This window comes from Rhodanobacter glycinis (assembly GCF_900114325.1).
Lineage (GTDB): Bacteria > Pseudomonadota > Gammaproteobacteria > Xanthomonadales > Rhodanobacteraceae > Rhodanobacter_A > Rhodanobacter_A glycinis.
Genome location: NZ_FOSR01000009.1, coordinates 33,108 through 57,457, shown reverse-complemented (window position 1 = coordinate 57,457; position 24,350 = coordinate 33,108). Strand labels below are relative to the sequence as shown.

The following is a 24,350-nucleotide window of genomic DNA, read 5'->3' as shown; positions in this document are numbered from 1 at the left end:
TTGCGGGCAACCAGAGGCGCTGGACCCCAGCGTTCGCTGGGGCGACGGTGAGAGAAGAGACAGGTTGCTGTGAGTGCGAATTCAGCGTGCCAGCGCAGCGTAGGCATCCAGCGCCCGCTGTCGCGACTGGCCAAGGTCGATCATCGGGGCTGGATAGCCGCTGCGCTTGAGCAGGGCTTCGTCCTTCCACGGCTCGTGCAGCAGTGCCAGCGGCGCAGCGGCCAGTTCCGGCAGCCAGCGGCGCAGGTAGGTGCCGTCCGGATCGAACTTCTTCGCCTGGGTCACCGGGTTGAACACGCGGAAGTAGGGTGCGGCGTCGGCGCCGCAACCGGCCACCCATTGCCAGCCCAGCGTGTTGTTGGCGAGGTCGGCGTCCACCAGCGTGTCCCAGAACCAGCGCGCGCCGTGCTGCCAGTGCTGGCGCAGGTTCTTGGTGAGGAGGCTGGCCACGATCATGCGCACGCGGTTGTGCATCCAGCCGGTATGCCACAGCTCGCGCATGCCGGCGTCGACCAGTGGAATGCCGGTGCGACCGTGTTGCCAGCGTTCGATCAATGACTGATCCGCCGCTGCCCAGCGAAAGCCGTCGAAGCGTGGATTGAAGTTGTCGGTGGGTGTGTGCGGGAAGTGGTAGAGCAGGTGGTGGGCGAATTCGCGCCAGCCCAGCTCGCGCAGATACGGCTCGATATCCGGGCGCCGCTTGGCGTCGATGGCGCGGGCGCGGAGGTCCAGTTCGAAGTGGATCTGGCGCGGGGATATTTCGCCGAAGTGCAGGTGCGGCGACAGTCGCGAGGTGCCGTGGCGGGCGGGCAGGTCGCGGGCATGGGCGTAGTCGCCGATGGCGTCGTCGGCGAAGATCTCCAGCAGTTCGTGCGCGCCGTCCTCGCCCGGTTGCCAAGTCTCGGCCAGACCGCTGTCCCAGCCGATGCGCGGCAGCAATGCCAGCGCCGACAGCGGCAAGCTGCCCGACAATGCCTGCCAGCCGGGCACGACCGGCTCGGGCAACGGTTCGACCGGCTGCAGTAGCGTGCGCAGCTTGCGCCAGTAGGGCGTGAACACCTTGTACGGCGCATCTTGCTGCGTGGCGATCTGCCACGGTTCGCACCACAGCGTGCCGGGGTGGCTGTGCACGGCGACGCCTTGTTCGCGCAATGCGCTCTTGGTGCGGGTATCGCGTTCTATCGACGCGGGCTCGTACAGTCGATTCCAGTACACCGTGTCGGCGCCACTGCGCCGGACCAGCTCGCGCAGTACCTCCAGCGTGTCGCCCTGACGCAGGTGCAGTCCGGCGTGTTGCGCGCGCAATCGCCGGTCCAGCGCCGCCAGCGAGTGATGCAGCCACCAGCGGCCGGCGCTGCCGATGGACCATGGGCTGTCCTCGCCGGGGGCGTGGATGTAGATGGGAATCACCTGCGCGTGAGCGGCACAGGCGGCGCTCCACGCCGGGTTGTCGACCAGGCGCAGGTCGCGCCGGAACACGATCAGCGCGGTACTCATGCGCAAACCTGGCCCGGCGGGAACGGGATGCGGTCGGACATATGGCGCGCGAACAGGCCGGGCCGGATCAGGCCCGGGTCCGCTCCACGTGTCCGTCGCCGTTCATGGCCACCTTGTTGCCCTGTACATCCGGCGCGGCGCCGATGGCACCCTTGGCGATCACCGGGCCCGTCGGTTGACCGGTCGGCGAGCCGCCCGGCGGTTCGACCGAAACGGCCAGGGCTGCGGTTGCGCCGAGTTGCTTCAGCAGCGCCGGGGCAAGCGCCAGCGTGGTGGGTTGTTCGCGCGAGATCATGCCGACCGCGATCGGCTTCTGGCCGGCGGGAATCAGCCACAGCTCGGGTGCCTTGCCCTGGGCGAGTGCCTGGGGTGCGGCGGGCACCACGATCATGCGGCCGTGCTGCAGGTCCATGGTGGCGGTCCAGCCGGTGGCGCCGTTGTCCTGTTTGATCGTCGAAGCCATGTAGGCGACGCTGGTCGCCGATGGGGCCGTGACGTTGGCATGCCGCGGCAGCGCGACCACCAGCAGCAGCGCGACGGCCACCGCGCTGGCGCCAAGGCCCAGCCAGTGCCACAGCGCCAGGTTGTCCCACAGCCGTGGGCGCGGCGTGGCCCGGGCTGGCGTGGATGCGGGGGCATCCAGTTTCAGCGCGTCGTGGATGCGTGCCCACACGTATGGGGCGGGCGCCACGTCCTCGATGCTTTCGGTCAGCGGCAGCAAACGGCTCTGCCACAAGGCCACGGCGGTGGCGACCTCGTCGCTGGCCAGCATTTCGTGCGCCACTTCGGCACGCGCGTCGGCGTCAAGCACGCCCAGCACGTACTCGGCGTAGCGCAGGTTGTGGTTGTTGTCGTCGATGGGCGTGTTCATGAGTCCAGGCACGTGCGGAGTTGCATCAGGCTGCGACGGATCCAGCTTTTCATGGTTCCCAGCGGCACGTCGCAGCGTGCTGCCAATTCGTTATACGTAGCTCCGCTGAAAAAGGCTTCACGCACGGAGCGTCTTTGTCGGGGTTCCAGTGCATCCAGGCAGCTTTCGAGTCGGCGATACTCCTGGCTGTTCTCGGCGTTGGCGCCGGGCGAGGGCTGGTCGTCGACCATCTCATCGAGCGTGAGAGGGTTGTCCAGCAGCTCTTCGCGGTGCTGGCGCAGGCGGTCGATCGCCTTGTTGCGCGACATCGTGGTGAGCCAGGTCATGGCGCTGGCCTTGGCCGCGTCGAAGCTGGCTGCGCGGTGCCAGACCGTGATGTAGATCTCCTGCAACACTTCTTCCGCGGCACCGCGATCGCGCAGCATGCGCAGGCACACGCCCATGAGTTTCGACGAGGTGCGTCGATAGAGCTCGGCGAATGCCTGCTGGTCGCTGCGCCCGGATTGCAGCAGCAGCCGATCCAGCTGCTGATGCTCGGCGGTGCGGGTGACGGTCATGGGCGAATCATCCTGTGGTTGCGCGGAATCCGGCCCGGGCATCAGGCCGCAGACGTGGCGTCGGGCGTGTTCTGGCGGTGACGACGATCATGGCATGGCGAGCGTGATCATAACGCGCGGTGACGAACACACCAGCCGCTGCCGCGCATTCATGGCGGAGGCGCCGGTTCCTGCTTGCCCGCTCGCGCCAGCATCACGTCGCGTTCGCGCGCATTGCGCGTCAGGCTGGCCGCACGCTTGAATTCCACGCGGGCCTCGTTGTGGCGTCCGAGTTTTTCCAGCAGGTCGCCACGCACGGCGGGCAACAGGTGGTAATTCGCCAGCGCCGGCTCGTCGCGAAGGCTGTCGATGAGGCGCAGGCCCGCGGCGGGACCGTCGGCACGGCTGATGGCGACCGCGCGGTTGAGTTCGACCACCGGCGAAGGCGTGACGCGGGCCAGCTCGGCGTAGAGCGAGGCGATGCGTGGCCAGTCGGTCTGTTCCGCGCTGGCGGCGCGGGCGTGGCAGGCGGCGATGGCGGCTTGCAAGGTGTACGGGCCACGCGCGGCGTCGAGTTTTTCCGCGCGCTCGAGTGCCGCCAGCCCACGCTGGATCTGCAGGCGGTCCCAGCGGCTGCGATCCTGCTCCGGCAGCAGGATCGGCTGGCCGTCCGCCGATACGCGAGCGTGGTTGCGCGAGGCCTGGATTTCCAGCAATGCAAGCAGCCCGTGGACTTCGGCGTTGCGTGGCATCAACGCAGCCAGCATGCGCCCCAGGCGCAGCGCTTCCTCGCATAGCGCCGGGCGCATCCAGTCGCGGCCGGAAGTGGCGGTGTAGCCCTCGTTGAAGATCAGGTAGATCGTGCCGAGTACGGCACCCAGGCGTTCCGCCAATGCCTCGCCACGCGGCACTTCGTACGCCACGTTGGCCTTGGCCAGGGTGCGCTTGGCGCGCACGATGCGCTGGGCGATGGTGGGTTCGGCGGCGAGGTAGGCGCGGGCGATTTCCTCGGTGCTGAGGCCGGCGAGCAGGCGCAGGGTGAGCGCGATCTGCGCATCGACCGACAGCGCCGGATGGCAGGCAGTGAAGATCAGTCGCAGCAGGTCGTCGCCGATATCGTTGTCGAGGGCTTCGAGGTCAGGCATGGTGAATGCTGCGTGCTCCGGATCGTCGCCCAGCTCGGCATGCTTGCGTTCGATCAGCCGGCGCCGGCGCAACTGGTCGATACCGCGCCGCTTGGCGGCGGTCATCAGCCACGCGCCGGGGTTGTCCGGCACGCCCTCGCGCGGCCAGTGCTCCAGCGCGGCGACCAGGGCATCCTGCGCCAGCTCCTCGGCGAGGTCGATGTCGCGCACCACGCGGATCAACGCGGCGATCAGTCGTGGCGATTCGAGGCGCCAGACAGTTTCGATGGCCTGGTGGGTGTCGGCTCCGTGCATGGAGCCGATCACAGCATGCCGTGCGCACGGCCACAAGGGCGCATCAGCCGCGCGAGGCCAAATCTGCCCGTAGTCGCTCCTCCGTGGCGCGCAGTTCCGGTGACAGCGCAGCGCCGAAGTCCTCGGCCTCCAGCAACGGGCGGACCTCGATCTGGCACTCACCTTCGAACGGCGCCGGGCAACGACGCACCCATTCCATCGCCTCGTCCATCGAGCGCACCTGCCACAGCCAGAATCCGGCCACCAGTTCCTTGGTTTCGGCGAATGGACCGTCTACGGTCGTGCGCTTGCCATGGTCATCGAATTGCACGCGTTTGCCGCGGCGACTGGGCGTCAGCCCTTCGCCGACCAGCAGCACCCCGGCCTTCGCCAGCTCCTGGTTGAAACGCGTCATCTCCTCGAGTTCTCCACTCGTGGGCAACGCCCCGGACTCCGAAAGTTCAGTCGCCTTGACCATCACCATGCATCGCATTGTCGTGTCTCCTGGTGGCAGGCCGCGTTGTGCGGCCTTTGTGTAAACGACGAATGGGTGTGTGAGGAATCGACAGGTTTTCCAGGGGGTGTTTCCGCCAAGTGGGCAAGCACTATCTTTGAGGAGTCACGCACGCTGGGCGACTTGTATGGGAGTTGTATCGCTCTGCTGGGAAGCTTTTGCCTGCGGGCCGCCACCTATGGTGACGGAGGTTCCGTCCGCCTGCCGGCGGGCGGGTTCATTTTCTCGCTTGCCCGAGAAAACAGAACCAAAAGAGGGGCACCCTGCGTTCGCGCCCACCGGCTCTGCGAGCCGGCGGGTCCGCGCATGGCTACGGGGGTTCGCCGACAGGGCTTCCTGCCCTGGCGTCGAACTGGCCGGCATCCATGCCGGCCACCCTGCGGGCCTTGTCCTACGCCATGCGCCGCTTCACTAAGGGAGGGAAGAGCGGTGCAGCTATGTCGCGATTGGATGCTACCGGCCAACCGGTAAGACAAGAGTTGCATCTTCGGGTGTTGGCTGGCTCGCTGAGGCCTCGATCAGGCAGCAGGCTCCAGCGTCAGCGTGTGCTGGGCTGGTCCTGGCAGCAGTGGCGTGGGGCGGCCGTGGACCCAGTCTTCGTGGCCGGCGCCGTAGTAAGGCGACAGGGGGTTGTCGCTTTGGCCGCCGGGCATTTCGAGGATGCCGTGGGCTTCGTGGCCGGGTTCCACGTCGAGCCGCTCGGACGCGCCGAAGCCGGGCGCGGCCACGCGTGGCATGTCGTGGTCGCCGGGGAGTTCGTCGTCGGGCATGTCGAGGTAGTGGGCCAGGAAACCGGGCAGGGCTCGGGCCAGCGGGTGGTCGATGTCGGCGTGGTTCACTTCGCCCCAGGTGCGTGCGGCCAGTCCGCCGGGCTCGCTGCCCAGGGTGTCGGTCACGTGTTTGGCGGCGGCGATCAGCAGCGCGTGCCAATCCTTGAAGCGCGGGTCGAGCAGGTTTGCCGGTTGCTGGTGGACCAGGGCCCACACGGCCGCCTCGGGATTGTCCAGACGTGGCCAGCTGAAGTCGGGGTAGCGCTGTTTCACGTGTGCCACGAACGGTGCCATCACCTCGGCTTTCACCTGGTTGCGGAAGGCGCGCACGAGGCGGTAGTCCACGCTGTCCGGCGCAGCGCGTTCGCGCCAGATGGCCGTGAGTTTCTTCAGCTCCAGCAGGGCAGGATCGTCGGTGTGCGCCAGGGTTTGTTGCAGCAGGCGCTGCCAGCGGGTGAGAAACACCGCGCGATCATCGAGCTGGATGTCGAGCAGGTTGCCGGGGCTGAAACCGGCGCGGGCGTGCAGGTCGTTGCGGATCTGCTGCGCGCGGGCGCCGAGGTCGTGGCCGCCGTTGCCGAGCAGGGCCAGCGCGCCGCCGCCGACGGTGCGGTTGTTGGCAGTCCACAGTCGATGGTCGGCAGGATCTTCGATGCGCGGATATTGCGCGGGCGCCGCCCAGCCGATCCAGCCGCTGCCGGCTTGCGACCAGTCGGCGGGAAGCTGTGGATCGAAACCGTGGCGCAACGGAATCGCGTTGCCGGCGATCGTCCAGCCGATGTGGCCGGCGCTGTCGGCCACCAGCAGGTTCTGTGGCGGCATGCCGAAACCGGGCGCGAGGTCGAGCGCCGCCTTCACGTCGCCGGCATGCTCAAGCTGCATCAGATCGAGGTTGTAGGCGCGCGGATGCTGGGCGATCCAGTCCAGCGCCAGCGGCGTGCCGTCGGGCGCCTTGCCCATGATCGGGCCCCAGCGCGTGTCTTCCACTTTCAGCACATGCGACGGCGCGCCCTTCACCTGGATGGTTTCGTCGTGGGTCTGGATGCTGGCCCAGCCGCCGGGCACCTTGTAGCGCGAGGGATCCTTCGGATCGCGCTGCACGCGGACCCAGTCCAGCCAGTCGCCGTAGCTGTTGGTGAAGCCCCAGGCGATCTGGCCGTTGGAGCCGACCACCATCGCCGGCGTGCCGGGCAGGCTGACGCCGACCACGTCGCGCTGGCCGTCGGGCGCGCTGGCATCGGGATAGCGCAGGCGCGTGCGGAACCAGATGTCGGGCACGCGCAGGCCCAGGTGCATGTCGTTGGCGAGGGCAGCCGCGCCGCTTTGGGTCAGTTGGCCACCGACCGCGAAGTTGTTGCTGCCGGGACGTTTCGCTTCCAGCGTAGGTGCCAGCGTGGCGGCAAGTTTGGCCGTGTCTGCCGGCGTGCCGGACTGGCGCAGGTCGAACACGTTCGCACCCGGGACCACCGGCGAGCGCGACAGGCCACCTTGCAGTGGCGCTTCCCACACGGGCGCAGGCGAGAGCAGGAAGTCGGTCAGAGACGCGGGCAGCACCGCACGCATCTGCGCCAGGCGCAATTCGCGCTGGTTGCGGCCGTCACTGTTCAGGTCGAGATACATCGCGGCGATCACCAGCAGGCAATCCTCCGGTTTCCACGGTTGCGGCCGGGTACGCAGCAGCAGGTATTCCCATGGGCGCTCGCGCATCGCGGCGAGACCGGCGTTGACGCCTTCGCTGTACAGCTCCAGCGTGTGCCGGCTGGCCGGCGACAAGCGCGCATAAGCCGCTTCGGCCACCGCACGCAGGCGATGGCGGCGATGGTTGAGGTCGAGTTTCAGCGCCGCCGGGCCGACCAGCGCGGACAATTCGCCGGCGGCCATGCGGCGCATCAGGTCCATCTCGAAGAAACGTTCCTGCGCGTGCACGTAACCCAGCGCGACATCGATGTCGTCGCGCGACTGACCGGTGAACGTGGCGGTGCCCAGCGCATCGCGGGTGATGCTGACCGGGTGGGCCAGTTGGGCGAGATGACGGCTGCCATCCAGTTGCGCGCGGCTGCCGGCCAGCAGCCACCAGCCGGTGCCGACGGCGATGACCAGCAGCGCCAGCACGGCCAGCGCCAGCCCGGTGAGCCAGCGGAAACGGCGGGATTTTTTCGTCATCGGGAGAAGACCGCGAAGATGCCCGCGTAGGGCTTGACCATGAAGGCGGGCGCACCGGCGTAGCCTTCGCCGTCCACGTAGATTTGCGAGATGCTGCCGTCCAGGTACAGCGCATTGCGGCAGCCGAGCTTGTCGCGGAACAGCGCGGCGAAATCATGGAAATTCACCGGCGTCTTGCTTACCGCGAACACCACCTCGTGCGGGCTGCTGGCGCAGACGCCGCTGCGCCACTTCAGGCTGGTCGAGCCGTCGTCGAAGCGCGGGTTGATCTTGCCGTCGATCAACAGCATCGGGCCCGATTGCGTGGCCCATTGCGCAGGCTTGGCGTCGGCTTTGAAATCGGCGCTGGTGCGCACGGCGGCGTGGCCGTCAGGATAGATCGCGAACACGCCATTGGGTTGCAGCGAGAAATTGCCCGCCGCCGGATTGCCGCGCGCCAGGTTCAGCGGCACCAGCGTCTTGCCGTTCTCCACGTACAGGCCCAGCGGTGCGGCCTTGCGGTCGTAGATGCCGGCGTTGGCGGCGAACAGCAGGTGCTTGCCGTGCGCTTCGCCCCAGACGCGCAGGTTGTCGATGTCGGTGTAGGGCTGATCGGTGGCGGGATCGCGCCAGTGCAGGCTCAGCGCATCGTGGTGCAGGTCGATGCGGACCACGCGGAAGCTGCTGCCGTGGAAGTCCACGTCGCGGCTGTCCAGCGCCTTGGCCGGGGCGGAACAGCCACCGATCATGACGGCGGCGAGCAACAGCGATGCGATCGCGCCGTAGCGGAAGCGGGATAGGTTCATGCGTAAAGACATCCCCCGATGGTGGCTTCCCCCACGTGCCCGATGCAACCCCGTCGCGCGACAGCTCAGCCCGCAGCCCTTAAACTGCGGCTTTCCTGCCATGTTTCGAGCCATGCCTTACACGCCGATAGTCGCCACGCTCGGTTACGTGCTTTCGCCGGATCGCCGGCAGGTGCTGATGATCCATCGCAATGCGCGCCCGGACGACCAGCACCTGGGCAAGTACAACGGCCTTGGCGGCAAGATGGAGCCGGGCGAGGACATCGCCGAATGCATGCGTCGCGAGATTCGCGAGGAAGCCGGTATCGAATGCGAATCGATGTCCCTGCGCGGCACGCTCAACTGGCCCGGTTTCGGCAAGCAGGGCGAGGACTGGCTGGGCTTCATCTTCCTGATCGACCGTTTCAGTGGCCAATCGCACGGCGGCAACCACGAAGGCACGCTGGAGTGGGTGCCGCGCGAGAAGCTGATGGACCTGCCGATGTGGGAAGGCGACCGGCATTTCCTGCCGCTGGTGTTCGACGACGATCCGCGCCCGTTCCACGGCGTGATGCCATACAAGAACGGGCGCCTGCAGTCGTGGTCGTGCACACGGCTGTGAACCCGATGGATGACGCGCCACGCATTCGCATCGTTGCGGCGGTGATCCGCGATGCGGCCGGGCGCGTGCTGCTGGTGCGCAAGCGCGGTGCCGAGGTGTTCCAGCAACCTGGCGGCAAGCGTGATCCCGGTGATGTCGACGATCTCGCCACGCTGGCGCGTGAGCTGAACGAGGAACTGGGTTGCCGACTGCGTACGGACTCGGTGCGCTTCCTGTGCCAGGCCGAGGCGCCTGCGGCGAACGAGCGCGGTCATGTCGTCGAGGGACGGATCTACGTGGTGGATGTGGATGGCGAGCCGCAACCGCGCGCCGAAATCGAAGAGCTGCGCTGGGTCGATCCTGCGGCACCTGATGTGCCGGTGGCGCGGCTCAGCCGCGAGCATATCCTGCCGTTGCTGACGGCAAAAACCATGGTGTAGGAGCGCACCCTGTGCGCGAATGCTTTTGTCGGTGTCTGGCGAAAACCATTTCGCGCACAGGGTGCGCTCCTACACTTGGCCTCGGGTTTTCAGGGCACATCGAGAAGCCATGGCATCGTGCCGAACTTGTCGCGCACGAGTTTCTGCGCGTGCGCCAGTTCATCGTCATGCAGGCGATCGTCGGCGAGGCCGTGCAGGCGGCGGAAGGTGTCGACCATGCGGGCGATGACGGCTTCGCGGGGCAGGCCGGTCTGGCTGCGCAGCGGGTCCACGCGCTTGGCTGCGCTTTGCGTGCCCTTGTCGGAAAGCTTCTCGCGGCCGATGCGCAACACCTGCAGCATTTTCGCCGCGTCGATGTCGTAGGCCATGGTGACGTGATGCAGCACCGCGCCGCCACGGCGGGTCTGCGCCGCGCCACCGATCTTGCCCGCTTCGGAGGTGATGTCGTTGAGCGGCTGGTACCACGCGCGGATACCCAGCTCGCCCAGCGCTTCAAGCACCCAACTGTCCATCAGTGCGTAGGATTCCTGGAAGGTCAGGCCTTCGACCAGCGACGTCGGTGCGTACAGCGAATAGGTGATGGTGTTGCCGGGTACGATGAACATCGCGCCACCGCCGCTGATGCGTCGCACGACCTCGATGCCGTGGTGTTGCGCGGCGTCGCTGTCCACCTCGTTGCGCAGCGACTGGAAACGGCCGATCACCACCGCCGGCGACGCCCATTCCCAGATGCGCAACGTGGGTGGGCGCTGGCCGCTGGCCACGGCGTCGGTCAGCGCTTCGTCCAGTGCCATGTGCAGGGTCGGTGCCTGCGGGGCCTCGTGAATCAGTTGCCAGTCGTGGTCGTGCCATGTCGTACGCATCAGCTGGCCTCCGCGAGCAGAGCGCGGCGCACGGCCACCGCGATGGCCTCGGGCGAGATGCCGTACATCACGGTGCCCGGGGGCAATGCGTCACGCACGACGTCGGCCAGCGCGTCATCGTCGAGCTCGATGGAGCGGCCTTCGAGCGCGCGGTTGATGGCTTGCAGCGCCTGATCGGGTTCGAGGAAGAAGTCGCCACTCAGCTGCACATGGGCCAGGTGGTCTTCACGGACATCGAGATCGATCACCACCAGCTTGCCGCCGGGCATCTTGTATTCGCCGTGCATGATGTTGCGAGTCCTTCAGTGACGGACGTTGGCAACATGATAGCGGCGTGTGTGGCGAAGCTGCCGCGCCACCCCATGCCGTCCCGCGAGTTCAGGATGGGGCGAGTTGCTCAGTGGCCGTGGAAATGCCCGGTGCCGCCGCCGATGGAAATGCTGACGCCGCCATGGGGATCGTCGCAGCTGCCGAAGGCCCGGCTGATGTTGACCGTGCCGGTCTGGTAGTTGCCGCTGAAGTGGCTGCCACCGACCACGCCCATGCCGACGCTGCCGTGGACCTGCGGCTGGTTGTAGGTGGAATCGTCGCAGTCAGATTGGGTGCGGGCGGTTTCCTCGGTATTGCCCATGCGGCCGCTGGTGTCGCCGTAGTAGACGCCGGGGGAGCGGCTGGTTGGACTGACCGGCTTGGCGGTCGTGCTGGTTGTGCTGCCGCTGGCAGGCGGTGCAGCGGTGCTGCTGGCGGCGGGCAGGCTGTTGGGTGGCAGCTTGAGATTCAGCGGCTTGGTGCTGGTTTGCGCCATGGCGGAAGCGGCCAGCAGGCTGGCGGCGAAGGTCAGGAGCGGGCGCGTGATGTTCATGGAGAGACTCCGGGGACTGGGTGTGTCAACGCGCGAGGGAACGACAGCGTGCACATCCTTGTTGGAAAGGCGCGGCGGACGGAAGTTCCAGAGGCCGAGCGTACACCGGAGACGTATCGGTCGCGGCAGGCGCGGCTTCAGCCGCGATGGGAACATCGAAAGGCTTCGCAATTTGCGTCATCCCGGTGAAAGCCGGGATGACGAGCAAAAAAAGCGCTTGTTCGAAATTTCCCAATGCGTCGCTGCTGCTTGAAGGCCGCGACATCGCGGCTGAAGCCGCTCCTGCCGCAGGCATCGTGATGCCTGCAGCGCGTCAGCCCGTGGTCTCGATCCGTTCCACCCGGCGCAGGCCGCGTGGCAGCAGGCCGCCGCGGGTGGCGCGATTGCCGCCGTATTCGACCAGGTCGGCCCATTTCAGCGTGAGTTTGCGCGCGCCGGCATACATCGTGACTTCGCCTTTGCCTTCGCTGACCACGGCCACGCCGGCCACGCGTTCGTCACCGCTGGTCAGCTTGGCCTTGGGAATCTCGATCAGCTTGTTGCCCTTGCCCTTGTCCAGTTCCGGCAGCTCGGCCACCGAGAACATCAGCAGATGGCCTTCGCTGGTGACCACCACGATGCGATCGCGCGCCGGATCGGCGGTGATTTGCGGCGCGAGAATCCTTGCGCCGTCAGGCAGGTTGATGGCCTGCTTGCCGGCCTTGTTGCGGCCGGTGAGCGCTTCGAAGCGGGTGACGAAGCCGTAGCCGAAGTCGGTGGCAAGGATCAGCTTGGTATCGTTGTCGCCGGCGACCAGCGCGTCGAAACTGGCGCCGGCGGCGGGGCTGAAGCGACCGGTCAGCGGCTCGCCATTGCCGCGTGCGGACGGCAGGGTATGCGCGGGCGTGGAGTAGCTGCGGCCGGTGGAGTCGATCACCACCGCCTGTTGCGTGGTGCGCGCTTTCACCGCGGCCAGCAGGCCGTCGCCTTCGCGATAGCTGAGGCCTTCGGCGTCCACGTCATGACCCTTGGCGGCACGGATCCAGCCCTTCTGGCTCAGCACCACGGTGACCGGTTCGCTGGCCACCAGCGCGCTTTCGTCCAGCGCCTGCGCCACTTCGCGTTCGACCAGCGGCGAGCGGCGGTCGTCGCCGAACTTCGCCGCGTCGGCGCGCAGCTCTTCCTTGATCAGACCCTTGAGCTTGGCCGGCGATTTCAGCAGCACGTTGATGCGCGCGCGCTCCTCTTCGAGCTGGTTGGCCTCAGCCGTGATCTTCATTTCCTCCAGTCGCGCCAACTGGCGCAGCTTGGTCTCGAGGATGTAGTCGGTCTGTTCGTCGCTGAGCCTGAAGCGCGCCATCAGCACCGGCTTGGGCTCGTCCTCGGTGCGGACGATACGAATCACCTCGTCGAGGTTCAGATACGCGATGCGCAAGCCTTCCAGCAGGTGCAGGCGGCGTTCGACCTTGACCAGACGGTGGTTGAGACGGCGGGTGACGGTGTCGGTACGGAAGCTCAGCCATTCGGTGAGGATGCGCTTGAGATCCTTCACCTGCGGGCGGCCGTCCAGGCCGATCATGTTGAGATTGACGCGGAAGCTCTTTTCCAGGTCGGTGGTGGCGAACAGGTGCTGCATCATCTCGTCCGCGTCGACGCGGCTGGAGCGCGGCACGATCACCAGGCGGGTCGGGTTCTCGTGGTCGGACTCGTCGCGCAGGTCCTCGATCATTGGCAGTTTCTTCGCACGCATCTGCGCGGCGATCTGCTCGAGTACCTTGGACGGGCTGACCTGGTGCGGCAGCGCGGTGATGACGGTGTTGCCATCCTCGTGCTGGTAGATGGCGCGGGCGCGCAGCGAGCCGGCACCGGTGGTGTAGATCGACAGCAACTCCTTGCGCGGCGTGATGATCTCGGCCGCGGTGGGGTAGTCCGGACCCAGCACGTGTTCGCACAGGTCAGCCACGCTGGCGGCGGGATCATCGAGCAGGCGGATGCAGGCGGTGACCACTTCGCGCAGGTTGTGCGGCGGAATGTCGGTGGCCATGCCCACGGCAATGCCCATCGAGCCGTTCAGCAGCACGTGCGGCACGCGCGCCGGCAGCCAGCTGGGTTCTTCCAGCGTGCCGTCGAAGTTCGGCACCCAGTCGACCGTACCCTGGCCCAGTTCGCCCAGCAGGGCTTCGGCGATCGGGCTGAGCTTGGACTCGGTGTAGCGCATCGCCGCGAAGCTTTTCGGGTCGTCCGGCGAGCCGAAGTTGCCCTGGCCGTTGACCAGTGGGTAGCGGTACGAGAACGGCTGTGCCATCAGCACCATGGCTTCGTAGCTGGAACTGTCGCCGTGCGGGTGGAATTTGCCGATCACGTCGCCGATGGTGCGCGCGGATTTCTTCGGCTTGGCGGTGGCGTTCAGGCCCAGCTCGCTCATCGCGTAGATGATGCGTCGCTGCACCGGCTTCAGGCCGTCGCCCACGAAGGGCAGGGCGCGATCCAGCACCACGTACATGGAATAGTCGAGATAGGCCCGCTCGGCGTATTCCTTCAGCGGGATTTGTTCGTAATTGGCTTGCAGGTTCATTCGGTTACGTCAGTCCAAGAGCCTGCGCAATCCGCGCGGGCAGCCGGACGATGGTGCCAGAAAGCCGCCCGTTCTTGTAGGAGCGCACCCTGTGCGCGAAGCTTTTTGCTCTTTCCGGTTACCCATGGGGCTGAAGAGCAAAAGCGTCGCGCACAGGGTGCGTTCCTACAGGCGGGCGGCGTTGATGTCCATCTTCTTCAGCTCGGCCTGCACGCTGTCCGGTCCGGCCAGGTGGGCGGCGCCGACCGCGATGAACACGGTGCCCGGCGTTTTCAGCAAGGTGGCGATCTTGCCGGCCCAGGCCTTGTCGCGCTTGACGATCAGCGTGCGGTAGAGCCGTGGCGAGTACTGCTGCATGTCCTCGTTTTCCAGCTGGGCGAGCCGGGCGGTGTCGCCGTTTTTCCAGGCATCGATCAGCGCTGTCAGCTCGGCCTGGGCCTTCGCGGTGTCGCGCAGGGTTTGCCGCAGGAAAGACAATTGCATCGCCGGTGGCATGTCGGCGAGGAAGCGGATCTGCTGCTCGGCGGTTTCCAGCCCGTGCACCGGTTTGCCGGCTTTCTCCATTTGCGCCTTGATCTGCTTGTCCACGCCATGCGCGGGATCGAGCCCGGCTTTCAGCAGCGGCGCCACCGTCAGCGTCAGCGCGGCCAGCCACGGTCGCATGACGTTCAACGCAGCGCTTCCGCCCGGCACGCCAGCGGTTATCGCCGCAGCGTCCAGTGCGGCATTTTCCTTGCGTGTGAGCAGGCCGGACAGCGGATGGGCCGGGTCGATGCCGTAGCGCATGACCAGCGCAGTCATGTGGGCGGGCTCGTCGTCGGTGATCTCGACGTACAGCGACTGGCTCTGTTCCAGCGCCTGGTCGAGCGCAGGGAAATGCCAGTCGACGTCGTTCGGCAGCAGATGCACGGTGCCGAACAGATAGATGGTGGTGTCGGCATCCTTCACCACCCATAGCGCGGGATGCGCCAGCGCACTGCCGCTGGCGCCCAGCAGTAGTGCGAGGATCAATCCGCGAAAGCGCACCCGCCGCGTCAACGCGGCACGCGGTAGCCGCCCGGCACGCCGCGCGGGCACAGGGTGAGCTGCCACAACTGGTCGCGACGGGTGCGGAACACCGCGGCGGAACAGGCCAGGTAGAAGTGCCACATGCGCTGGAAGCGCGCGTCGTAGCTTTTCGACAGTTCCGGCCACGCCGCATCGAAGTTGGCATGCCAGGCGGTCAGCGTGCGGTCGTAGTCGGCGCCGAAATTGTGCCAGTCCTCGACCACGAACAGGCCTTCCAGCGTGGCGGTGACCTGGCTGGCGGCGGGGATCATCGAGTTCGGGAAGATGTATTTCTCGATCCACGGATCGGGTTGCGCCGGGGCGCCGTTGCTGCCGATGCAATGCAGCAGGAACAGGCCGTCGTCGGGCAGGCAACGCCGCGCCACCTCGAAGTAGCTGCGGTAATTCTTGCCGCCGACGTGTTCGAACATGCCGATCGACATGATCGCGTCGAAACGTTCGTCCAGTTCGTGGTAATCCTGCAGGCGGATCTCGATCGGCAGGCCCTTGCACAGCTCGCGCGCGAATTCGGCCTGCTCCTGCGACACGGTGACGCCGACGCCGCTGACGCCGTATTTCTCCGCCGCGTATTTCAGCGCCTCGCCCCAGCCGCAGCCGATGTCGAGTACACGCTGGCCCGGCTTCAGCTGCAGCTTGCGACAGACCAGGTCGAGCTTGGCTTCCTGGGCGTCGTCCACGTTGTCCGCGTTGGCCCAGTAACCGCACGAGTACACCAGCCGCTTGCCGAGCATGGCCTTGAACAGGTCGTTGCCGAGATCGTAATGGGCCTTGCCGATCTCGAACGCGTGCTCGCCGCGCTGCAGGTTGACGAAGCGCGCCTTGAGGTGCGCCAGCAAGGTGTCGAGCGTCTTCAGGTGCTCGTCCAGATGCGAGGAAAGCAGCCGCGTCATGAAGCCGGGAAGGTCGGACACGCTCCACCAGCCGTCCATGTAAGCCTCGCCCAGGCCCAGCGAACCGTGGGCGAACACGCGCGCATAGAGACGTTCGTCGTGCACGCGGATATCGGTGGGTGCATTGCCGTCGAGGTGGATGCCGGCGTGTTGCAGCAGCTCGATGGCGCGGTGCTTCAGGGAATCCTGGCTCATCGTGTTCATGTCTCCTTGCCAAGTACGCCAAAACGGATCGGCATGCGTGCGTAGACCAGTTCCACGCCCGCTTCGCGAACCAATTGAAGCAGGGTTTCCGCCTCGCTTTCGTGAAGCAGGAACTCCACCTTCACCGGCAGATCGCCGGCCAGTTCGAAGAAGGCTTCCTCGTGCAGCACACCGTGGCGGCCGAAGCCGGCGACGGCACGGAATACCGAGCCGCCACCTAGCTTGTGGCGTTTGGCCTGCTCTAGCAACCATTCGGACAGCAGCATGCCGTCGTGCTTGGTGTGCGCGTGCGTGTAGAAGCGCAGGTGCACGCCGTCGATCAGGTTTTCCCGGGTCATTGCACGTGTCTCCATCGATCAGTGGCGCAGCAGGCCGCGGGTGAGGAACAGGCCGAGCATCGTCATGCCGAGGGTGCCGACCAGGTGCACCGCGACATGCGTGCCGAACCACAGGTATTGCTGGCGCAGCAGCAGCGTGTTGGCTTCGGCCGAGAAGGTGGAGAAGGTGGTCAGACCGCCCAGGAAGCCGGTCATCACGAACAGTTGCAGTTCCCGCGGCAGCGCCTGGAAGTGCGTGAAGATGCCCATCATGCAGCCCATGATCAGGCCGCCGAGCAGGTTGGCCGCAAGCGTGCCCAGCGGCAGGGTGGGAAACATCGGGTTGAGTGCGATGCCGAGCATCCAGCGCATCCAGCAACCGATGGCACCGCCGAAGCCGACGGCAAGGAATCCAGCGAGGGTCACGAGGGTAGATCTCCTGTCTGCGAAACATTGTGTTCGCGGCGACAGGCACGCCTGCGCCGCCGGAAACCGGTGGTGCAGGCATCATCAGCCCCTGTTTGATGACATCGGGGCGGTTTGTTCCGAGGTGGAACCGGAGGCATGCCATCTCCTTTCCCGCCATGCTAGCGGAAGAAGGCGGGCTGTCGTCAATGCTGCGTGCGTGGGGAGCCCGGCTTTTCGGTGCGCGCAGGTGCGGAGTACGCTGCCGCTTTCATCAGCAAGGGTGCTACATGACCACGAGCCAGCAGCAGGTCGCCAAGGCGCAGGCATTCCGCAAGATGCACGATCGGTCCAACGTGTTGCTGTTGCCGAACGCATGGGACGCCGGCAGCGCACGGCTGTTCGCGAGCCGCGGCTTCGCGGCGATTGCCACCACCAGCGGCGGCGTGGCCTGGTCGCTCGGTTATGCCGATGGCGAACAGGCGCCGCTGGATGAGGTGCTGGCGGCGATTGCGCGAATCGCGCGAGTGACCGCGTTGCCGGTGACGGCCGATATCGAGGCCGGTTACGGCGAAACGTCCGCGGCAGTGGGCGAGACCGTGCGCGCGGTGATCGAGGCCGGTGCCGTCGGCATCAATCTGGAGGACAGCCTGCATGGCGGCTTGCGTGACGTGGCCGGTGCAGCAGCGCGGATCGCGGCGGCACGAGTCGCAGGTGCCGATGCGGGCGTGCCGATCGTCATCAACGCGCGGGTGGATGCGTGGATACGGCCCGCCAAGGATGATGCCGCGCGCTTCGCCGACGCGGTCAACCGCGCTCGCGCCTATCTGGCGGCGGGCGCCGACTGCGTCTACCCGATCGGCCTGGGTGATATCGCTGTGCTGGAAGCCTTCGTGCGTGAGCTGGATGCGCCGGTGAATGTCGGCGCCCGGCCCGGCTTGCCTGGATTGAACGAATTGGCGCGGATCGGCGTGGCCCGGGTCAGCATGGCCACGCGACTGGCCACGATTGCACTCGGCGCGGCGGATGCAGCGGCGCAAGCGGTGCGTTCAAGTGGCGGTTTTGGCAGCCTTGAATCGTCGCTGGGCCACGCGGACGCGCAGCGATTGTTCGCACAAGGGTGAGCCGACGCCATTCGACGTGCCATCCGACGCACCGCATTTGGCCAGGGAGGCTGGCGCGTGGTCGGTGCCATGCGGGTTCGGCCGGAACGTGGCATGGTCGAGCCGGCGCGGGCGCTTCAGGCTGACGATGTACGCGCCATGCAAGCGGCAAGGACATCTTCCGCGACCCGGGCTGGTGGGCGATCAAGAGCCTGCACGATGATGTCGTGCTTGCCGTACGGCCCCCATTCGGCGGTACTGGTGACGGTGAAAATGCTCAGCGTAGGCACGGGTGAGGCGCAGGCCAGGTGCATGACGCCGGCGTCGAGGGTGATCAGGGCGTCGAGACTGGTCAGCATGCTGGCCAGCTTGCGCAAGTCGCTGGAGTAATAGGCCGGGTAACGGGAGCCGAGCATCGACTGGCCGGACGCCGGCACGATTTCCAGCAATGAGTAGTGCTCGCGGATGGGCTCCAGCGCGAGCAGGAATGCATCCCACCATGCCGGCGGCATCAGCTTGGGACCGGTGGCGTTGGCGAAAATGCCGATCACGCCACGCTTGCGCGGCGCCTGGTGTGCGGCGAGCACGCGTTCGAGCGCCAGGCGCCCTTCCGACTTCTCCAGCGCACTGAGTCGGAGGTCCGGCGGGGGATAGGCGGCGTCGCTGCGCCCCGATGCCGTGCGCAACAGGTAAACCGGGAGGCGGCCCTTGCTCGACAGGTCCCCGGGTATGGCCACGTCGTGCGTGACATGCCCCTGCTTGCGCGGCCCGCTGAAACCCAGTTTCCAGGTGGCGTGGGCGAGTCGCAGCAGCAGCCGGGACGTCTGCGACTGCGGCTCGGGATCGATGGCCAGGTCGTAATGCACCGCGCGCATGCGGCGCAGGTTGCGCAGGGCCTGCCATGGGTGACCCACGGCGTGGGCGGGCATGGGCAGCAACCGGCGCAGGTTGAAGTAATGCCCGTAGATATCTTGCGCCACCGGGCTGCGCGTGAGGATGTCGATTTCGGCCGCGGGGTAGGTCTGCTCAAGCTCCTGCAGCAGAGGCGTGAGCAGCAGCGTGTTGCCCAGGCTGTGGCTGGTGTGGCAGATCAGGATGCGATAGATGCCCGTGGTCGGAAGCGGTGTCGATACCGCTTCCGGTGAGCGCCCCAGAAGCAGCCGGGTCAGGCGATTGGCGAGGCGGCGGCGCAGCGTGTGGATACCGGGCGGCAAAACGGAGCTTCTGGACATGTCCAAACCAGTCGGGGGTGGATGGCGCGAAGGCCGCGCGCCACGACGAGCGAGGTGATTTTCGCTTTGCGGATGACGGGATATTCAGCGTCGGTCAGGACATGCCCCGATTGATTCGGGCACATTCTAGCGATTCGCGGCTTGCGCCGGGGATGGATGGGGCATCAGATGCCCTTGCCGGCCACGCTGGTGGGTCAGAGCAGTTTGCGTTCGGCCAGGAAGGCCCGCGCATTCTCGGCGTCCTGCTCGAACCAGGCGCGGGTGGAGCCGAGTCGGAACGTGTAGCCCCAGGCATCCATGTCGGCCATCAGCCGGTGGCGGCCCACGCCGGGCAATTCATCGGCCAGCACGATCTGCAGGTAGCAGGTGGCGTCTTCTTCCTCGACCGAGTCGGTGGCGTCGGTATGTACTTGTGCGCGCCGCTCCGAAGGCAACACGATCAGGTGGCAGGCCTCGTGCAGCAGTGAATGTACCGGCGTGTCCGCGCGGGCATGCACGGTGCAGCCGATGATGCCGGCTTCCTCATCGCCCCAGTAACTGCCGGGAATCGGTTCGCCATCAGCCACGTGCTGCAGCGTCAGCCCGTACCGGGCGAGCAGGGCGGCGGGTGCTTCATCGCCGATATCGGCGAGGCGCAACACCAGTGTGGAAGGATCGGGCGAGATCATGGGGCACGCAAGTCATCTGGCATCAGCTGGAGCGGCATGGTCGACGCAATCTGAAAACCAGGTTGTGGTCGCCGTCTGCGGGAGCCGTCATTCCGGCGCAGGCCGGAATCCAGTGGCCATATCGCACGGTCATGCGTGGCCGCTGCTGGATTCCGGCCTGCGCCGGAATGACGAGAAAAAGCGGCGCGCGGATGCGAGCCGCGAATGTTTCCGCTCAGGTGGCCGGGGTGGCGGACGCCTTGCCATCCGGCAGGGCGACGGAAAGCTCCAGCACTTCGTGGCCGCTGTCGCGCTCGAAATTGATGTTGATCGCATCGAGGTCGACGTGAACGTATTTCTTGATCACTTCGAGCAGCTCGTTGCGCATCATCGGCAGGTAATCCGGCGCGCCGCGGGTGGAGCGCTCCTGCGCCACGATGATGCGCAGGCGTTCCTTGGCCACGGTGGCGGTCGGTTCCGGCTTGCGCTTGAGGAAATCGAGAATGCCCATCGTGATCAACCTCCGAACACGCGCTGGAAGAAGCCCTTCTTGGGTGCGTCGATGAAACGCAACGGGCGGTCTTCGCCAAGCACGCGGGCCACGGTGTCGCTGTAGGCCTGGCCGGCGAGCGAATTGGCGTCGAGAATTACCGGCACGCCCGAGTTGGAGGCGGCCAGCACGTTTTCCGATTCGGGAATGACGCCGACCACGCTGATGCCGAGGATGTCCTCGACATCCTTCACGCTGAGCATTTCGCCAGCTTCGACACGGGCCGGGTTGTAACGGGTCAGCAGCAGGTGCTGGGTGATCGCGCCCTCGCCGCGCTCGGCACGGCGGGTCTTGCTGGAAAGCAGGCCGAGGATGCGGTCGGAATCGCGCACCGAGGACACTTCCGGGTTCACCACCACCACGGCGTGGTCGGCGAAATACATGGCCAGGTGGGCGCCCTTTTCGATGCCGGCGGGCGAATCGCACACGACGTAGTCGAAGCCTTCCTCGGACAGCCCGTCGAGCACCTTCTCGACGCCTTCCTGGGTCAGCGCGTCCTTGTCGCGGGTCTGGCTGGCGGCCAGCACGTAGAGGTTGTCGTGCCGCTTGTCCTTGATCAGCGCCTGCTTCAGCGTGGCTTCGCCCTGCACGACGTTGATGAAGTCGTATACCACGCGGCGCTCGCAGCCCATGATCAGGTCAAGGTTGCGCAAGCCGACGTCGAAGTCGATCACTGCGACTTTCTTGCCGGCGATCGCCAGGCCGGTGGCCAGCGAGGCACTGGTCGTCGTCTTGCCGACGCCGCCTTTGCCGGAAGTGACAACGATAATCTCAGCAGTCAAGGGCGCATCTCCGTGAAAAATGTTGTTTTTGTAATGGGGTGGTCGTGGCGGGTCGCCGTCACAGCCGGGCGATCAACAGTTTGTCGCCTTCGAGCCAGCATCGCACGGATTGCCCTTCCAGGTCGTTCGGTATCTGTTCAAATACGCGGTAATGACCGGCGATGGCCACCAGTTCGGCGCGGAAGTCGGAAACGAAGATGCACGCCCGGGTGTCGCCCTGGGCACCGGCCATCGCGCGACCACGCAGGCCACCGTAAATGTGGATGTCGCCATCGGCGATCACTTCGGCGCCGTTGGCAACCGTGCCGGTGATCACCAGGTCGCGGTCACGGGCGTAGATCTGCTGGCCGGAACGCACTGCGCCGTCATGGTGCATGGAACCCTGCGCCTGACCGGGCGCGGGCTCGGCCAGGATCGGCTCGCGCGGTGGCGGTTCGGCGGCACGCGGTGCGGGCTCCGCGGCAGCGGGCGGGGCCACGCTGCCACCGTTGGCCGGCTCGTAGGCGGCACGGAACTTGGCGATCAGCGGCAGGCCCATGCGCTTGGCCAGGGCTTCGGTTTCGCTGGTGCCATAGGCCAGACCCACCGGCAGCATGCCGGCGCTGCGCACGGCTTCGAGCAGGGCATCCACGGTGCCGTCGTCGGGCAGGTCGAGGAAATGGCTGAGGTCGAGCACCACGGCGGCGCGCGCGAACAGTTGCGGGGCGCTGTGCACGCGGCGCTCAAGCTCTTCGCAGAGTGCTGCGGCATCGGCGCGACGCACGCGCACGCAGGCCATGCCGACCTGACCGAAACGCAGGTCGCAGGCCTCTTCGCTGTTCGTTGTTCGACTGGATGTCATGCGTGCATTCACTGGTGCCGCTCTCCGGCGAGGCGGCGTGGCTGGACGGGGTGTGCGGGCGACAACTGGCGACCGGCCAGCCACGGCAGCTCGGGCAGGCCGCCATGTTCCAGATAGGTATCGCGCACGTAGGCGTAACTGGGCAGTTCCTTGGCCAGCAGGCTGACCTGCCGGCTCTCGGGCGTGGTGCGCTGCTGGCCGACTTCCTGGAAGCCGTAGGTGCCGTGGAACAGCACCACCACGTCGTCGCGCGGCTCCAGGAACACCTCGCAGGCGAGCAGCGGCACGCGAACCTCGGCAAAGCTGTTGACGTCGCAATAGAAGATGCGACCCAGGCCATGGCGATGGTAGGTGCTGGCGATCACGATGCGGTCGATGTAGACAAACTGCGGATAGTGCTCGCAGAACCAGCGGTAGTTGGCGCTGGCGTAGTCGCTGCCCTCGCGCAGGGCAATCAGGAACCCGGCCAGGTGGCCGTCGATTTCGGCCACGCGGAAGTAGTCGGCATGTTCGAAAAAGTAGCGCAGTTGCGCCTTGTCCAGAGAGAGGATGCTGCGGCCGGCGGCGTTGTTGATTGCCAGCACGGCATCCAGTTCGTGCTCATGCACGTCGCGGATGGCAAGAGCCATGCGTTGCTCCGCTATGGAAAATGTTTCAAGGACAGGGCCAAGGCTCGACCCGGCAATAGCGGCATTATGCCATGCGCACCCTTTCGGCACATCTCGCGCTGCGCCATGAGGGGTCTGCTCGAAGTCTGCCAGTGAAAGTCTCTCCACGGCTTGCGTTACCTTGTCCTAGGAGCGTGGGCGGCAGAAATCTTCCGGGCTGCAAAAGCGCCTGCGTGGTCCATATGTCCGTCGCTTCTTGGCCCATAGAACCACTATGGGCCGGCGAATCGTCGAAAATCTGTCCTCACGCAGCCACTTTTTCGCCTCGAAAGTTTCTACCGCCCACGCTCCTAAGATCGTCAGGTGGTCGTGCGTGGCGCAGCGGAGTGGCTGGCCGCGTCGCGCACTGCCGCATGGCGACCGGGTCAAGGCAACCCTTCGGGCGAGGTCTTAAGTGTTTGTAAAGCGCCGGCATGCATGGCTTTCGGCAGGGGTGACTTCCCGCGCATTGCGCGAGGGGGACGTGGGCCTATCATGCACGGCATGTCATGGACCAACTTCAGCCACATCCGGTTGTTGCGCTATACCGGCCTGTTCACCTGCGTCTGCGTGTCGTTGCCGCTGCTGCAGTTGTTGCCGAGCAGCTGGGGGATCGGCGCGGGGGTGCGTTCGCCCTGGGTCTGCATTGCCTCGAACCTGGTTTTTGCGCTGACCTACCTGGCCCTGACCAGCCGCGACGGCATGACCGCGCAGGGCGGTCGCGCGCAACTCGTCCGCCTGTGCGGGCTGGTGGTGCTGACCGGTTCGGCCATCATCATGGGCTGGGCCAGCCGCAGCGGTCTCTCCGCGATGCTGATGGTGGTGATTTCGGTGGTGCTGCCGTGGCAGTTGCCGGTGGCGGTCGGGCTGGTGTGGATGCTGGGGCAGAACCTGATGCTGATCCCGGTGATCTCCAGCTACATGGGCTGGACGATTCCCACCGCGCTGTTGCAGGTGTGCATGTACCTGGGCATGTCCGCGCTGGCCTTCTTCACCTCGCTGGTGGCGCGCCAGCAGACCGAGGAGCGCGAGGCGCAGCGCCGGCTCAATTCCGAGCTGCGCGCTACCCGCGCGCTGCTGGCCGAATCCACCCGCATCGCCGAGCGCATGCGCATCGCGCGCGACCTGCATGACCTGATCGGCCACCATCTGACCGCGTTGAGCCTGAATCTTGAAGTGGCCAGCCACCTGGTCAACCCGGCGGCGGCCGAACACGTCGGCAAGGCCCAGGCCACGGCCAAGCACCTGCTGGCCGATGTGCGCGAGGCGGTCAGCGAATTGCGCCAGGACGATGCCATCGACCTGACCCAGGCGCTGCGCAGCCTGGTCGAGGGCGTGCCGGGATTGGCCGTTCACGTGACCACGCCACCCCGTTTCAGCGTGGAAGACCCGCTGCGCGCGCAGGTGTTGCTGCGCTGTGCGCAGGAAATCATCACCAATGCGGCCAAGCACGCCAACGCGCGCAACCTGTGGCTGCATTTCGCCTATGCGGAAACCAACCTGCTCGGGTTGCACGCGCGCGACGACGGTCGTGGCGCCGCCGACGTCGCGCCCGGCAATGGCCTGTCGGGCATGCGTGAGCGGCTGGTGGAGTTCGGTGGCAGCGTGACGGTGGAGAGCGGGGCCGGTCGCGGTTTCGAGCTCACCGTGCGCCTGCCGCTGGGCGAGACGCCCGCGCTGGCGCACGCGCCGGCACGGTTCGAGCCCCCGGCGTTGAGCCTGGGATGATGGCCTGCAAGAATGTTCCGTCAGGCCCCCTTTTCATTGCCTGTCCACGGCACATGACGTGCCGCTTTTGCCACGAGGATTCA

General features: G+C 66.4%; 25 protein-coding genes and 1 riboswitch. Of the genes, 4 read left to right on the top strand and 21 right to left on the bottom strand.

Annotated features, from left to right (window positions below):
• Positions 1 to 81: 81 nt before the first annotated feature.
• From BMY90_RS10920 to BMY90_RS10890, 7 genes are all read right to left on the bottom strand, one after another.
• Entirely contained in the window at positions 82 to 1,497 is a 1,416-nt protein-coding gene (locus tag BMY90_RS10920) for a cryptochrome/photolyase family protein (RefSeq protein ID WP_092703941.1), read from the bottom strand.
• A 67-nt stretch (positions 1,498 to 1,564) separates the two neighbouring features.
• Positions 1,565 to 2,368, bottom strand: coding sequence for an anti-sigma factor (locus tag BMY90_RS10915; protein ID WP_092703939.1), 804 nt, complete (start codon positions 2,366 to 2,368; stop codon positions 1,565 to 1,567).
• The gene (locus BMY90_RS10910; protein WP_092703937.1) at positions 2,365 to 2,925 is read right to left on the bottom strand and encodes a sigma-70 family RNA polymerase sigma factor; all 561 of its coding nucleotides are present in this window, start codon (positions 2,923 to 2,925) and stop codon (positions 2,365 to 2,367) included. The genes BMY90_RS10915 and BMY90_RS10910 overlap by 4 nt, the downstream gene beginning before the upstream one ends.
• A gap of 149 nt (positions 2,926 to 3,074) precedes the next feature.
• Entirely contained in the window at positions 3,075 to 4,343 is a 1,269-nt protein-coding gene (locus BMY90_RS10905; RefSeq protein ID WP_092704083.1) for an RNA polymerase sigma factor, read from the bottom strand.
• A 43-nt stretch (positions 4,344 to 4,386) separates the two neighbouring features.
• Positions 4,387 to 4,815, bottom strand: coding sequence for a YciI family protein (locus BMY90_RS10900; RefSeq protein ID WP_092703935.1), 429 nt, complete (start codon positions 4,813 to 4,815; stop codon positions 4,387 to 4,389).
• A 539-nt stretch (positions 4,816 to 5,354) separates the two neighbouring features.
• Positions 5,355 to 7,769, bottom strand: a complete 2,415-nt coding sequence (locus BMY90_RS10895) for a penicillin acylase family protein (protein WP_092703933.1) — start codon at positions 7,767 to 7,769, stop codon at positions 5,355 to 5,357.
• Positions 7,766 to 8,554 (bottom strand): phosphodiester glycosidase family protein, encoded by a 789-nt coding sequence (locus tag BMY90_RS10890; protein ID WP_008210880.1) that lies wholly within the window; start codon positions 8,552 to 8,554, stop codon positions 7,766 to 7,768. Before BMY90_RS10890 ends, BMY90_RS10895 begins: the two co-directional genes overlap by 4 nt.
• 112 nt (positions 8,555 to 8,666) lie before the next feature.
• On the opposite strand from BMY90_RS10890, the gene BMY90_RS10885 reads away from it, so the two are divergent.
• Positions 8,667 to 9,155 carry an NUDIX hydrolase gene (locus BMY90_RS10885; protein ID WP_008210878.1) on the top strand — a complete coding sequence of 163 codons (489 nt, stop codon included), beginning with the start codon at positions 8,667 to 8,669 and terminating at the stop codon, positions 9,153 to 9,155.
• A 5-nt stretch (positions 9,156 to 9,160) separates the two neighbouring features.
• Positions 9,161 to 9,574 (top strand): NUDIX hydrolase, encoded by a 414-nt coding sequence (locus BMY90_RS10880; RefSeq protein WP_092704081.1) that lies wholly within the window; start codon positions 9,161 to 9,163, stop codon positions 9,572 to 9,574.
• Positions 9,575 to 9,663: 89 nt separating this feature from the next.
• Here the strand turns inward: BMY90_RS10880 and BMY90_RS10875 are convergent, their stop codons facing one another.
• From BMY90_RS10875 to crcB, 8 genes are all read right to left on the bottom strand, one after another.
• On the bottom strand, positions 9,664 to 10,437 hold the full coding sequence (locus BMY90_RS10875; protein WP_245735020.1) for a lipoate--protein ligase family protein: 774 nt from the start codon (positions 10,435 to 10,437) through the stop codon (positions 9,664 to 9,666).
• Entirely contained in the window at positions 10,437 to 10,724 is a 288-nt protein-coding gene (gene lplB / locus BMY90_RS10870; RefSeq protein ID WP_008210872.1) for a lipoate-protein ligase small subunit, read from the bottom strand. The genes BMY90_RS10875 and lplB overlap by 1 nt, the downstream gene beginning before the upstream one ends.
• Positions 10,725 to 10,834: 110 nt before the next feature.
• Positions 10,835 to 11,299 carry a hypothetical protein gene (locus tag BMY90_RS10865; protein ID WP_008210871.1) on the bottom strand — a complete coding sequence of 155 codons (465 nt, stop codon included), beginning with the start codon at positions 11,297 to 11,299 and terminating at the stop codon, positions 10,835 to 10,837.
• Positions 11,300 to 11,612: 313 nt separating this feature from the next.
• Positions 11,613 to 13,853 carry a DNA topoisomerase IV subunit A gene (gene parC, locus BMY90_RS10860; RefSeq protein ID WP_092703929.1) on the bottom strand — a complete coding sequence of 747 codons (2,241 nt, stop codon included), beginning with the start codon at positions 13,851 to 13,853 and terminating at the stop codon, positions 11,613 to 11,615.
• A 165-nt stretch (positions 13,854 to 14,018) separates the two neighbouring features.
• Positions 14,019 to 14,864 carry a TraB/GumN family protein gene (locus BMY90_RS10855; protein ID WP_245735019.1) on the bottom strand — a complete coding sequence of 282 codons (846 nt, stop codon included), beginning with the start codon at positions 14,862 to 14,864 and terminating at the stop codon, positions 14,019 to 14,021.
• Between the two features lie 23 nt (positions 14,865 to 14,887).
• On the bottom strand, positions 14,888 to 16,006 hold the full coding sequence (gene cfa / locus BMY90_RS10850) for a cyclopropane fatty acyl phospholipid synthase (protein WP_092704080.1): 1,119 nt from the start codon (positions 16,004 to 16,006) through the stop codon (positions 14,888 to 14,890).
• A gap of 5 nt (positions 16,007 to 16,011) precedes the next feature.
• The gene (locus BMY90_RS10845) at positions 16,012 to 16,353 is read right to left on the bottom strand and encodes a DUF190 domain-containing protein (protein ID WP_008210864.1); all 342 of its coding nucleotides are present in this window, start codon (positions 16,351 to 16,353) and stop codon (positions 16,012 to 16,014) included.
• Positions 16,354 to 16,371: 18 nt separating this feature from the next.
• Positions 16,372 to 16,758 carry a fluoride efflux transporter CrcB gene (gene crcB / locus BMY90_RS10840; RefSeq protein WP_008210862.1) on the bottom strand — a complete coding sequence of 129 codons (387 nt, stop codon included), beginning with the start codon at positions 16,756 to 16,758 and terminating at the stop codon, positions 16,372 to 16,374.
• 68 nt (positions 16,759 to 16,826) lie between these two features.
• Positions 16,827 to 16,916: riboswitch (Fluoride riboswitch) on the bottom strand.
• Positions 16,917 to 17,027: 111 nt separating this feature from the next.
• Between crcB and BMY90_RS10835 the strand changes: the two genes are divergently transcribed.
• Positions 17,028 to 17,861: an isocitrate lyase/PEP mutase family protein gene (locus BMY90_RS10835; protein WP_092703925.1), complete on the top strand. Its 834-nt coding sequence runs from the start codon at positions 17,028 to 17,030 to the stop codon at positions 17,859 to 17,861.
• A gap of 116 nt (positions 17,862 to 17,977) precedes the next feature.
• Here the strand turns inward: BMY90_RS10835 and BMY90_RS10830 are convergent, their stop codons facing one another.
• From BMY90_RS10830 to BMY90_RS10805, 6 genes are all read right to left on the bottom strand, one after another.
• A complete protein-coding gene (locus BMY90_RS10830; protein ID WP_092703923.1) occupies positions 17,978 to 19,072 on the bottom strand; it encodes a glycosyltransferase family 9 protein in 1,095 nt (364 codons plus the stop codon).
• 194 nt (positions 19,073 to 19,266) lie between these two features.
• The gene (locus BMY90_RS10825) at positions 19,267 to 19,740 is read right to left on the bottom strand and encodes a hypothetical protein (protein WP_092703921.1); all 474 of its coding nucleotides are present in this window, start codon (positions 19,738 to 19,740) and stop codon (positions 19,267 to 19,269) included.
• A gap of 214 nt (positions 19,741 to 19,954) precedes the next feature.
• Entirely contained in the window at positions 19,955 to 20,230 is a 276-nt protein-coding gene (gene minE / locus BMY90_RS10820) for a cell division topological specificity factor MinE (RefSeq protein ID WP_092704078.1), read from the bottom strand.
• A gap of 5 nt (positions 20,231 to 20,235) precedes the next feature.
• Complete coding sequence (gene minD, locus BMY90_RS10815; protein WP_008210853.1) at positions 20,236 to 21,051, bottom strand: septum site-determining protein MinD; 816 nt, start codon at positions 21,049 to 21,051, stop codon at positions 20,236 to 20,238.
• 58 nt (positions 21,052 to 21,109) lie between these two features.
• On the bottom strand, positions 21,110 to 21,892 hold the full coding sequence (gene minC, locus BMY90_RS10810; RefSeq protein ID WP_092703919.1) for a septum site-determining protein MinC: 783 nt from the start codon (positions 21,890 to 21,892) through the stop codon (positions 21,110 to 21,112).
• Between the two features lie 8 nt (positions 21,893 to 21,900).
• Entirely contained in the window at positions 21,901 to 22,521 is a 621-nt protein-coding gene (locus BMY90_RS10805; protein WP_092703917.1) for a GNAT family N-acetyltransferase, read from the bottom strand.
• A gap of 522 nt (positions 22,522 to 23,043) precedes the next feature.
• On the opposite strand from BMY90_RS10805, the gene BMY90_RS10800 reads away from it, so the two are divergent.
• Positions 23,044 to 24,267 (top strand): sensor histidine kinase, encoded by a 1,224-nt coding sequence (locus BMY90_RS10800; RefSeq protein WP_092704076.1) that lies wholly within the window; start codon positions 23,044 to 23,046, stop codon positions 24,265 to 24,267.
• Positions 24,268 to 24,350 lie beyond the last annotated feature (83 nt).